Genomic DNA, 12,221 nt, shown 5'->3' with positions numbered 1-12,221 from the left:
ATGGATTTGGTACTCCTTGATAAAACGAACACACTAACAGACGAACAATTAAACTTGGTTTCAACGATTATAGATTTTGCAGCGAAACAAGAAGTCATTAATCTACCAGAAAATACGGAAATGTCAGTGACGTTTGTCGATGATGAAGAAATTCATCAAATCAACAAAGAGCATCGTCAAAAAGATCGTCCGACTGATGTAATCAGTTTTGCATTAGAAGAAGATGATTTATCAGGTTTTGAATTTGATTTAGAAGAACTTGGTTTACCAAGAAATATTGGGGACTTATTCATTTCTGTTGATCGAACGAAAGAACAAGCAGAAGAATATGCCCATTCATTTGATAGAGAACTTGGTTTTTTAACGATTCATGGATTTTTGCATCTTAATGGATATGACCATATGACACCAGAAGATGAGAAAGAGATGTTTGATTTACAAAGAAAGATTTTAGATGCGTATGGCTTGGAACGATAAACAAACTGAGAAAAATCGACATTTTATCCAGTCTTTAACTCATGCATTATATGGATTAAAGACTGTGATAAAAGAAGAAAGAAACATGAAGTATCATATGTTGTTAGGACTCAGTGCGGTTATACTAGGTGTTTTCTGTCACATTTCAATCGCTGAATGGCTATGGTTAATTTGTGCGATTGTGTTAGTATTGATGGCTGAAATGACCAATACAGCATTTGAAGTATTAGTTGATTTAGTAACAAATAAAACGTATCATCCTTTGGCGAAAAAAGTAAAAGACATGGCTGCCGGAATGGTGTTACTCAGTGCCTTTTTTGCTATATTTGTGGGGATGATCATCTTCCTACCTAAAATAATATCATTTTTAGTAGGTCGTTAAGAAAGGATAAATTGAATGTCAGAACAAAATTTTAAATCAGGATTTGTCGCAATTGTCGGAAGACCAAACGTCGGGAAATCAACCTTATTAAATCGTATTGTGGCACAAAAAATTGCCATTATGAGTAATAAAGCTCAAACAACACGAAATAAAATTCAAGGAATTTATACAACAAAAGAAGCACAAATTGTGTTTATTGATACGCCAGGAATTCATAAACCAAAAAATAAATTAGGCGACTTTATGGTTGAAACAGCCTATAGTGCGTTACGCGAAGTCGATGCCGTTATCTTTATGGTGAGTGCGGACATGCCAAGAGGTCGTGGTGATGACTTTATCATCGAACGATTGAAGAAAGCGCATGCTCCTGTATATCTAGTCATTAATAAAATTGATACCGTTCATCCAGATGAATTATTACCGATTATTGATGATTACCGTCAAGAGCTTGATTTTAAAGAAATTGTCCCAATCTCTGCCACGGAAGGAAATAATGTGGAACATTTATTAGAAACCTTGGTAAATGATATGCCAGAAGGGCCACAGTTTTTCCCAGATGATCAAGTCACTGACCATCCGGAGTATTTTATCGTGTCAGAACTTATTCGTGAGAAAGTCTTACAATTAACAGAACAAGAAGTTCCTCATTCTGTAGCGGTCGTAACAGAAAGCATGAAACGTGATGATCATGATAAAATTCATATTCAAGCCACAATCATAGTGGAACGCGATAGCCAAAAAGGTATTATCATTGGTAAAGGTGGTAAAATGCTTAAAAATATCGGAACGAAAAGTCGTAAAGATATTGAGAACCTTTTAGGTGATAAAGTCTTCTTAGAATTGTGGGTCAAAGTACAAAAAAATTGGCGTGATAAACGTCGTGATTTACAAAATTACGGATACAGAGAAACAGATTATTAAACATGGATTTTTCCATGTTTTTTATTCATTTAAGGAGGTGACAAATTGAGAGGACCACAAGAGGTTAATGGGATTGTTCTTTTTTCAAGAAATTATCGTGAGAGTGATAAACTTGTAAAGATTTTTACTGAATCAAGTGGCAAACGCATGTTTTTTGTGCGCCACGCAAATAAAAAGAATAGTCAAATCAATTCAGCCATCCAACCCTTTACTCAAGCCAATTACATTGGTGATTTAAAAGAAGAAGGTCTCTCTTTTTTAAACTCTGCCAAAGACATTCATCCTTTTTTTGCAATTCAACAGGATATTTTTTTATCAGCCTATGCTACATATATCCTTAATTTAAGTGATGCTGCCATTGACGATAATGTTTATGATCCGTTTTTATTTGGTTTTATCAAAGACTCACTAACCCTGATAGATGAGGGCTATGATGCCGAAATAATCACCAATATTTTTGAAATACAATTGCTTCAACGTTTTGGCATCCAACTTAATTTTTCAGCGTGTGCCATTTGTGGCAGCCAAGAGGAACCATTTGATTTTTCTGATAAATATCACGGGGTGTTGTGTCAAAAGCATTGGTCAATGGATGAGCGAAGGTTTCACTACTCACCAAGAGCATTGCATTTTATTCGATTATTTAATCACATTAGTTTTGAACAGATTAAAAGTATTAACTTATCTGACGAGACGAAACAATACATTAGACAAGTGATTGATTCCATCTATGAAGAATACGTTGGTTTGCAGTTAAAAAGTAAGAAATTTATAGATGACATGCAAAATTGGAAAGAAATGATTCCAAAAAGAGAAAACAAAATTGACAAACAAGACAATACCAATTAAAATAAAGACAACTTAGATAGGCACGTTGAAAGAACTAAGTAAAGTTGAGTGAGCTAATGAAAGCGAGTTTGGGAGAGTGTAAGCCAAATATTAGACATCATCTTGAAGGCATTCTGGAGTGTTTTAAAATGAAGTTGCCGTGAGAACGGAAGTAGGGTGGAACCGCGAATAGTCGTCCCTATGTTTGATATGTTTATCAAGCATAGGGACTTTTTATTATGTTAAAAAATAGGAGGAGAAACAATGAGTCAAAAATTAACCATACAAGAAATGATTTTAGCTCTACAAAATTATTGGTCAAATCAAGGCTGTATGTTAATGCAAGCATACGACACGGAAAAAGGGGCCGGAACAATGAGTCCATATACTTTTTTACGTGCGATTGGTCCAGAACCTTGGAACGCAGCATACGTTGAACCATCACGTCGTCCTGCAGACGGAAGATATGGAGATAACCCAAACCGTTTGTATCAACATCATCAATTCCAAGTCGTGATGAAACCTTCACCAGAAAACATCCAAGAATTATATTTAGATAGTTTGAAAGTATTGGGCATTGACCCATTACAACATGACATTCGTTTTGTTGAAGATAACTGGGAAAATCCTTCTATGGGTTGTGCTGGATTAGGTTGGGAAGTTTGGTTAGATGGAATGGAAATCACTCAGTTTACTTATTTCCAACAAGTGGGTGGATTAGAGTGTAAACCTGTTACATCAGAAATTACATATGGATTAGAACGTTTAGCTTCTTACATTCAAGAAGTTGAAAGTGTCTATGATTTAGAATGGACGAAAGGCGTTAAATACGGTGAGATTTTTGTGCAACCTGAATATGAGCATTCAGTGTATTCATTTGAACAAAGTGACCAAGAGTTATTATTAAACTTATTTAACAGTTATGAAAACGAAGCAAAACGTGCCATTGAATTAGGATTAATTCATCCTGCGTATGATTATGTATTAAAATGTAGTCACATGTTTAACTTACTTGATGCTAGAGGAGCCGTATCTGTTACAGAACGTGCGGGTTATTTAGCAAGAATTCGTAATATGGCTAGAGCGTTAGCTAAAGGGTTTGTTGAAGAACGTGAGAAATTAGGTTTCCCATTATTAAAAGAATCAGTGGAGGAGGATATTCATGAGTAAACAATTTTTATTAGAAGTCGGGTTGGAAGAAGTACCAGCTCATTTAGTCACTCCAACATCAAAACAATTTGCTAAAAAAGCAGCAGATTACTTGAATGAACATCGTGTGTCATTTGATAATATCGAAGTATTTTCTACACCAAGACGTTTTGCTATTCGTGTAAATGGATTAGCTGATAAACAAGAAAACATAGAAGAAAAAGCAAAAGGACCAGCAAAAAAAATCGCACAAGATGCGGACGGTCATTGGACAAAAGCAGCGATTGGTTTTGCTAAAGGTCAAGGGGCAACAACTGATGATTTATATTTTGAAACAATTAAAGATGTTGAGTATGTCTTTGTTGATAAATTTATTGAAGGCCAACCTGTTGAAACGATTTTGCCAGGCTTAACAGATGTCGTAGCTCATTTAACGTTTCCAATCAGCATGACATGGGGAGAAGGAAACTACCGCTTTATCCGTCCAGTACATTGGTTAGTGGCGTTACTTGAAGATAAAATTATCCCTATGTCATTGTTTGGTATTAACAGCTCAAACACATCTCGTGGACATCGTTTCTTAGGAAAAGTGGCGACAATTAATCACTCATCTAATTACGAAACAGCTTTGGAAGAACAGTTTGTGATTGTTAATCCAGTGATTCGCCAAGGCAAAATTAGTAAACAAATCAATGAGATAGAAGAAGCCAATCAATGGACAATTCCTCAAGATGCCGATTTATTAGAAGAAGTCGTTAACCTTGTTGAATACCCAACTGTTTTTGTTGGAAACTTTGAGAAAAACTACTTATCATTACCTTCAGAAGTGTTAATTACGTCGATGAAAGAACACCAACGTTATTTTGAAGTCCTAGATTCAGAAGGAAACTTACTAAATCATTTTGTCTCTGTACGAAATGGTAACTCTGACTATCTTGATAACGTTAGAAAAGGAAATGAAAAAGTTCTTCAAGCTCGTTTGGAAGATGCGGAATTTTTCTATGAAGAAGATTTGAAATCATCTATTGCTGATTATGTCGAAAAACTAAAATCAGTCACATTCCATGAAAAAATTGGGTCAATGTATGAAAAAATGCAACGTGTTTCCGTTATTTCAGAATTAATCGGAACATCAGTTGGTCTATCTGACACAGAGATGAAAGAGTTAGAACGTGCTGCCCAAATTTATAAGTTTGATTTGGTAACATTAATGGTAGATGAGTTCCCAGAGTTACAAGGATTAATCGGGGAAAAATATGCCACATTAAAAGGTGAAAGCGTTGAGGTGGCTCAAGCTATTCGTGAACACTACTTACCAAAATCAAGCGATGGTGAGTTGCCTGAAAGTAATGTAGGAGCTGTTTTGGCGATTGCAGATAAATCAGATACATTATTATCTTTCTTTGCTGTGGGCTTAATGCCTAAAGGCTCAAATGACCCATATGCGTTACGAAGACAAGCTTATGGTATTATTCGTATTATTGAGTCTAAAGGATGGGATTTCCCAATCATTCGTTTGCAACAACAAATGAAAGAACTAATTAATGAAGATATTGAAAGATTTGGATTAAGTATTGAGGCAGATGAAGAAGTTTTAACAGAGTTTATCAAAGGTCGTATGAAACAATGGTTTAGTGGTAAACAAATTCGTCACGATATTATTGAGGCCGTCTTAGAAAGTCGACAAGAAAACTTGCATACGATGTTTGAAACAGCAGATATTTTAGTGAGTCAAGCATCGGAAAGTGATTTTAGACCAACAATCGAATCTTTAACACGTGTTATTAATTTGTCTAATAAAGCAGAAGATAAAGAAGTAGGAAAGGTAAATCCAGAATTATTTGAAAATGATTCTGAGAAAAAACTTTATGAAGCAATTATGTCGGTTTCAGAAAAAGTGGGTGATTTGACACTTAATGAATTGTATGAAGAACTGCGTCATTTAAACCCATTGATTGAATCATATTTTGAAGATACAATGGTTATGGTTGATGATCAAGCAATAAGAGAAAATCGTTTAAATCAATTAAAAATGATAGCAAATATTGCATTATCCTTTGCAAGTTTAGATCGTTTAATTGTTAAATAAAAAAAGTGGCTACTTGATTTAATCAGTAGCCACTTTTTCTATGTTATTAATTTCTTCTATTAGTTGTTGCTCTAGGTGTACTAAATGATTTCCATGCATTTTTATAATTATCATCGGTTCCACCAATACCAAATTTGAAAGTACTATCTTTAGGGCCATCAGTTGCATAAAAGCTTTCTACTTCTTTTGCTCCTTTTAAGTTGATTTGTTGATTATCTACTTTGACGGTGGCTACCTTTTCTCCTGTAAATTCGACGACCTTTTCTTTTTTTACAGAAGGGTCTAAGGTGAATTTTTCATTCACTTTAAATATATCAGAATTTCTTTGATACACATAATTTGTCATATAAGACCAATAAATCATATTTTGTTTGTTCCACGTTGAGCTCATTTGAGTGTTGTCATCGTAACCAATCCAGCTACTCATCGTCACTCCCGGAGTAGAAGCGGTAAACCAATAATCTTTTTCTAATTCTGATGTCCCGGTTTTTCCAACCCAGTCAGCTCTAGCAAGTGTTGGGTTAACAGATTGAAGGGACTCCTGGGCTGCTTGACCTGTTCCACTTTTTAGAACATCTCGCATCATGTCATTCATGATAGATGCTGTAGCAGGTTTAAAGACTTGGGTTGGATCAGATTTATGTTCATAAATGACCTCACCTTCTTCATTTGTGATTTTATCAATGGAGAAGCCTTTATTATAAACTCCTTTATTAGCTAAAGTAGCATAAGCTTCTGTTTCCTCTAAGACCGTCATACCATAATCAGTTGCGCCAAGAGGGATTGATTCACGGTAGTACTCATCGGGATTAAGTCCTATATTCATTTTATCAAAATATTGTTTAGGATCTATACTTTGAAGCATATCATTGTATAAATTAACCACCGGAATATTCAGTGACCATTTTAGTGATTCTCTTACAGATTTAAAGGAGTTACTCCCTTTATCAGAATAGTTTTTTACTTCTTGTCCATTTTTGTATTTTAATGGATAATCAGATAATTTTGATTCTGAACCAATGATACCATTATCGATTGCTGGAGCGTAAGCTAAAATAGGTTTCATAGTAGAGCCAGGTGAACGTCTAGTTTGAAAAGCATGATTATTTTGATTTTGGCTATAATTTCTACCACCAATAAAACCGTAGATACGGCCAGTTTGATTATCCATTAAGACACTTCCTGTTTCCAGTAATTTTCCACTGCCATCATCTAATACATAGCCATAATTATTTACCGCTTCTTGCATGGCATCATATGTTGTTTTATCAATCGTTGAATGAATCGTATAACCAGAACGTGCAATATCTTTTTTGACTCTTTCGAAATATTGATCAAATAGTTGTTTTGAATTATTGATATCATCTTCTGTGTGTCCATCAGCTTCATAGTAACTTGGCATTAAAACACGCGTTGCTTCATCATATAGATAGGTATATAAAAAGCCATTCTCAGTATCCGATTTAGGAGAAGGTGCAATGAAATCTTGTTTCAAATCATAACTTTTTGCTGCTTCATATTCGTCCTTAGTGATTATTTTTTCACGATACATATTAAAGAGAACGTCATCTTTTCTATTAAGTCCAGCACTTAAGTCATCTTTCAATTGTGCATCGTTTGTGTATGGAGAGTATTCTATTGGGCTTTGTGGTAGACCAGCTAAAAAAGCAGCTTGTGGTAAAGTAACCTCACTAGCGTGAACGCCAAATATTCCTAAAGCGGCTTCTTCAATACCTGCAATATTTTCACCATGATTATTTCGTCCAAAAGGAGAAACATTCAGGTAAGCACTTAAAATATCATCTTTTGACATGATTTTTTCAGTTCGAAGAGCAAGCATTATTTCTGAAGCTTTTCTTTTATAAGATGTTTCATTTGTTAAAACTTGTTGTTTGACTAATTGTTGTGTAATGGTTGAACCACCAGACTTACTTCCAATGCCAATGATATCAGACAAAGTTGCTCTAGCAACCGCTTTTGGTACAATTCCTTTGTGTTCAAAAAAGTTTTCGTCCTCAGTAGTAACCAACGCTTCCTTTATAAAATTTGAAATTTTATTTGATGAAATATTTGTACGAATTAAGTCTGATTTTATTACTGAAACTAAAGAACCATCTGCATAAGTTATGTTAGACTGTTGATCTAAATCTGAAATTTTTTTGACAAGATCTTCTTTTTCAGGTACATCAACGGTTTTAACTAAAGAAGCAAAATAGCCAATGCCTGTTCCAATACCTAATGCAGCTAAAGATAAGCCTACAATAATTAATAGAATAAATAACGATCGAAATACACGATAAGTGACATTAATGACAAATAGCCAATCACGTTTTTTATCAGGATCAGGGGTTTGAGTTTCCACTTCTTCTGGAGTATCTAAGGGAGTATCAAACTTATTGTCCTCGTTCAATTTATCACCTCATTCTTTTTATGTGCTCAATTATATCATTTTACAATTAATCATTATACTTAGTCAAATTGTTTTGGTGTTCTGATATAAAAATCACATTTTAATCTTTCTTTTAGATTATGAATAGGTTAAGATTAAAGATGAATAAAATTAAGGAGGAACTAATATGACAACGAATTTTTTATCAGAATTAAAGGATCGTGGTCTCGTCTATCAAATGACTGACGAACAAGCATTAGAAGAATTATTGAATGAAGAGTCTGTTAAGTTGTATATTGGTTTTGATCCGACAGCAGATAGTTTACACATCGGTCATTTATTACCAGTATTAACCTTAAAACGATTTCAAGAACAAGGACACGTGCCAGTAGCACTTGTTGGTGGGGGAACTGGTATGATTGGTGACCCATCATTTAAAGATGCAGAACGTAGTTTAAATTCTACTGAAATTGTTGAATCATGGGCCAATAGTCTTAAAAATCAATTGTCTCGTTTTATTGATTTTGATGATAAAACAAATCCAGCCATTTTAGCGAATAATGCTGATTGGTTGACTAGTATGACACTGATTGACTTTTTAAGAGATGTAGGTAAAAACTTTACAATCAATTATATGATGAGTAAAGAAAGTGTGAAGCGTCGTATTGAAACAGGTATTTCTTATACTGAATTTGCTTATCAATTATTACAAGCTTATGACTTTCTAAAACTATATGAAACAGAAGGAGTAAAACTTCAATTAGGTGGAAGTGATCAGTGGGGAAATATCACTTCAGGTATTGAGTTATTACGACGTGAAAAAGAAGTACAAGGTTATGGCTTAACGATGCCACTAATTAAAAAAGCAGATGGTACAAAATTTGGTAAAACAGAAGGAAATGCTGTTTGGTTAGATGCTGATAAAACATCTCCGTATGAATTCTACCAATTTTGGTTAAACACTGATGACCGTGATGCGGTTCAATTCTTAAAATACTTTACGTTTTTATCACTAGATGAAATTGTTGAGATTGAAAAAGAATTTAATGACGCACCTCATGAAAGAGCTGCACAAAAAGCATTGGCTAAAGAAGTCACAACACTGGTTCATGGTGAAAAATCTTACGAACAAGCTGTGAGAATTTCTAAAGCATTGTTTAGTGGTGACATCAAAGAATTAACTGGCGAAGAAATTAAACAAGGGTTTAAAGATGTTCCTAGTTATGAAGTATCAGCTAATGATGATTTAAATCTTGTTGAGTTATTAGTGAACGCTGGTATTGAGTCATCTAAACGTCAAGCACGTGAGGATGTCAAAAATGGAGCTATCTACATTAACGGAGATAGAATCCAAGAGTTAGAATATGTCTTATCTGATAAAGATAAAATAGAAAATGAATTTATTGTTATTCGACGTGGAAAGAAAAAATATTTCTTATTGAAGTTTTAAAAAGTTGTTAATAGTTAGCTAAACCTAAGAAAAAATGATGATTATCATCATTTTTTCTTAGGTTTTTTAATTTCTTTAAATAAAGATAATTTCAAATAATATTATTCAATAAAGTTGATTAAATTAATTTTATTGTTCTAAAATAGAATAAATGATAAATTTAATAGTATTTATATTCTTTTTTTTTTTTGAAAACTTCATTATAGAAAACTTTACAATTATAAACTTTACAGTATATAATGAATTCTTAATAGAATAATATTAATTTTTGATGAGAAAAGTTAGCGGTTTATCATCACATTATAAGAGAGGGGTTTTTAGCAATGATTACATTTAAAAATGTAGAAAAATACTATGGAGAGTTTCATGCATTAAAAGATATCAATCTAACAATTGAAACTGGTGAGGTGGTTGTTGTATTAGGTCCTTCTGGATCAGGTAAGAGTACTATGCTACGTTGTATCAATGCATTGGAAGACATATCAACTGGTGAATTAATAGTAGATGGAACTAATATTTTTGATCCAAAAACGAATTTAAATGACGTCAGAAAAAATCTAGGGATGGTATTCCAACAATTTAACTTATATGCCAATATGAGCGTGTTAGAAAACGTTACGTTAGCACCAATAAAAGTATTGGGTCTAGATAAGCAAGCAGCAAATGAACGTGCTGAGCGTTTATTAGAAAGAGTTGGCATGTTAGATAAAAAAGAGTCGTATCCCTCACAATTGTCAGGAGGTCAACAACAACGTGTGGCTATTGCAAGAAGCTTAGCTATGACACCTGATTATATGTTATTTGATGAACCAACGTCAGCACTTGACCCAGAGATGGTTGGAGAAGTATTGGACGTTATGAAGTCTCTAGCAAAAGAGTCTGGTATGACGATGGTTGTGGTAACTCATGAGATGGGATTTGCCAGAGAAGTAGCGGATAGAGTCATTTTTATGGCTGATGGAGAAGTACTAGAAGATCGCGAATCAGAAGCCTTTTTTGATGATCCACAAGATGAAAGAGCGAAACAATTTTTAAGTAAAATTATTAGTCACTAGGAGGGAGCAATATGAAAAAAGTTTATCGTGGTTTATTGATGTTAATGATGCTTTCTTTCGTTTTTTTACTTGGAGCTTGTGGGGCAAAAAGTATTTCTGAATCAAATGTGTTAGATACAATCAAAGAGAAAGATAAAATGATTTGGGGAGTCAAGTATGACACCAAGTTATTTGGTTTGATGAATATAGAAAAAAGAGAAGTAGAAGGATTTGATATTGATATCGCAAAAGAAATCACTAAACGTTTGTTAGGTGATGAAAAGAAAGTAGAATTTGTTGAGGTTACATCAAAAACAAGAATACCTCTTTTAAAAAATGGAAACATTGATGCGATTATTGCCACTATGACCATTAGTGACGAGCGTAAAAAACAAGTGGATTTCTCAGATGTTTATTTTGATGCGGGGCAGTCACTTTTAGTTAAAAAAGGTAGCGACATAAAAAGTATTGATGATTTAAAAGCAGGAAAAATAGTTTTAGCCGTAAAAGGATCTACTTCAGCTGTAAACGTGAGGAAAAAAGCCCCTGATGTGACAGTTTTAGAATTAGAAAACTATGCTGAAGCGTTTACGGCTCTTCAATCCGGACAAGGTGATGCGATGACAACAGATAATAGCATCCTTTTAGGTGTGGTATCTGAAAACCCTGATTATGAATTAGTTGGTGGTAATTTTACTGAGGAACCATATGGTATTGCGTTTAATAAAGGGCAAACAGACTTAGTAAATGAAGTCAATCGATTGTTATCAGACATGAAAAAAGATGGCACCTATGACAAGATATATAAAAAATGGATTAAAGACTAAAAGATAAAGGAGTTGAGACTATGTTAGAAATTTGGAATACTTATCATCAAGATATTTTATCTGGACTAAAAGTAACATTGACAGCCAGTTTGATTGCGTTAATTGGTAGTTTGATTATTGGAACAATAACAGCCATGATGCAAGTAGCCACAAAAAAATGGATTCGACGAATTGGCAATATCTACGTTAATTTTTTCCGTAATATTCCTTTATTAATTGTGGTAATGTTTTTCTTTGTTGTATTACCGTTGTATGGATTTAAATTTAATGGAATCACATCAGGTACCATTGGCTTAACATTATATACATCAGCTTTTATTGCGGATACGGTTCGATCAGGTATTGAAGCTGTATCAACGGGTCAAAAGGAAGCAGGAATGTCTTCAGGCTTAAATTATTTCCAAATTATGTACTATATCGTGTTACCTCAAGCATTTAAAGTGGCGTTGCCTTCATTAGGAAATCAATTTATCAATTTAGTTAAAAATTCGTCTATTTTGGCTATGGTTACAGGAGCAGATCTTATGTATACCGGCGACTTGATTGCCAGTGAAACGTTTAATACGTTAGGAACGTATACATTAATTGGCCTCATTTATCTACTGATGACGATGCCGTTGTCGTATTTGATGCGATATATTGAAACACGCGTTGCAACAAATTAAGAAAGGAGTG

At 33.9% G+C, this 12,221-nt stretch carries 11 protein-coding genes; 10 read left to right on the top strand and 1 reads right to left on the bottom strand.

All coding sequences use genetic code 11. The features are described from left to right. From ybeY to glyS, 6 genes are all read left to right on the top strand, one after another. Positions 1 to 477 carry an rRNA maturation RNase YbeY gene (gene ybeY, locus AC37UB_RS02345; RefSeq protein ID WP_079344672.1) on the top strand — a complete coding sequence of 159 codons (477 nt, stop codon included), beginning with the start codon at positions 1 to 3 and terminating at the stop codon, positions 475 to 477. Beyond that, positions 461 to 859, top strand: coding sequence for a diacylglycerol kinase family protein (locus AC37UB_RS02340; RefSeq protein ID WP_242094600.1), 399 nt, complete (start codon positions 461 to 463; stop codon positions 857 to 859). Before ybeY ends, AC37UB_RS02340 begins: the two co-directional genes overlap by 17 nt. 15 nt (positions 860 to 874) lie before the next feature. Beyond that, entirely contained in the window at positions 875 to 1,780 is a 906-nt protein-coding gene (era, locus tag AC37UB_RS02335; protein ID WP_117972809.1) for a GTPase Era, read from the top strand. A gap of 45 nt (positions 1,781 to 1,825) precedes the next feature. Continuing rightward, the gene (recO, locus tag AC37UB_RS02330; protein ID WP_490685284.1) at positions 1,826 to 2,629 is read left to right on the top strand and encodes a DNA repair protein RecO; all 804 of its coding nucleotides are present in this window, start codon (positions 1,826 to 1,828) and stop codon (positions 2,627 to 2,629) included. A 243-nt stretch (positions 2,630 to 2,872) separates the two neighbouring features. Beyond that, positions 2,873 to 3,778 carry a glycine--tRNA ligase subunit alpha gene (gene glyQ / locus AC37UB_RS02325; protein WP_071456933.1) on the top strand — a complete coding sequence of 302 codons (906 nt, stop codon included), beginning with the start codon at positions 2,873 to 2,875 and terminating at the stop codon, positions 3,776 to 3,778. Next, a complete protein-coding gene (gene glyS / locus AC37UB_RS02320; protein ID WP_490685283.1) occupies positions 3,771 to 5,846 on the top strand; it encodes a glycine--tRNA ligase subunit beta in 2,076 nt (691 codons plus the stop codon). Before glyQ ends, glyS begins: the two co-directional genes overlap by 8 nt. Positions 5,847 to 5,892: 46 nt before the next feature. Here glyS and AC37UB_RS02315 read toward each other — a convergent pair whose 3' ends face one another. Further along, positions 5,893 to 8,208 (bottom strand): transglycosylase domain-containing protein, encoded by a 2,316-nt coding sequence (locus tag AC37UB_RS02315; protein WP_490685374.1) that lies wholly within the window; start codon positions 8,206 to 8,208, stop codon positions 5,893 to 5,895. Between the two features lie 214 nt (positions 8,209 to 8,422). On the opposite strand from AC37UB_RS02315, the gene tyrS reads away from it, so the two are divergent. The 4 genes from tyrS (at position 8,423) to AC37UB_RS02295 (ending at position 12,211) form a co-directional block, all read left to right on the top strand. Beyond that, positions 8,423 to 9,685 (top strand): tyrosine--tRNA ligase, encoded by a 1,263-nt coding sequence (gene tyrS / locus AC37UB_RS02310; protein ID WP_117972806.1) that lies wholly within the window; start codon positions 8,423 to 8,425, stop codon positions 9,683 to 9,685. A gap of 323 nt (positions 9,686 to 10,008) precedes the next feature. Further along, entirely contained in the window at positions 10,009 to 10,740 is a 732-nt protein-coding gene (locus tag AC37UB_RS02305) for an amino acid ABC transporter ATP-binding protein (RefSeq protein ID WP_117972805.1), read from the top strand. A gap of 11 nt (positions 10,741 to 10,751) precedes the next feature. Next, entirely contained in the window at positions 10,752 to 11,546 is a 795-nt protein-coding gene (locus AC37UB_RS02300; protein ID WP_490685282.1) for a transporter substrate-binding domain-containing protein, read from the top strand. Between the two features lie 20 nt (positions 11,547 to 11,566). Further along, entirely contained in the window at positions 11,567 to 12,211 is a 645-nt protein-coding gene (locus AC37UB_RS02295; RefSeq protein ID WP_071456928.1) for an amino acid ABC transporter permease, read from the top strand. Positions 12,212 to 12,221: the final 10 nt, after the last annotated feature.

Source organism: Vagococcus changpingensis (genome assembly GCF_058211775.1).
The sequence above is the reverse complement of the archived record's forward strand: the minus strand, read 5'-3'. Positions and strand labels throughout refer to the sequence as shown.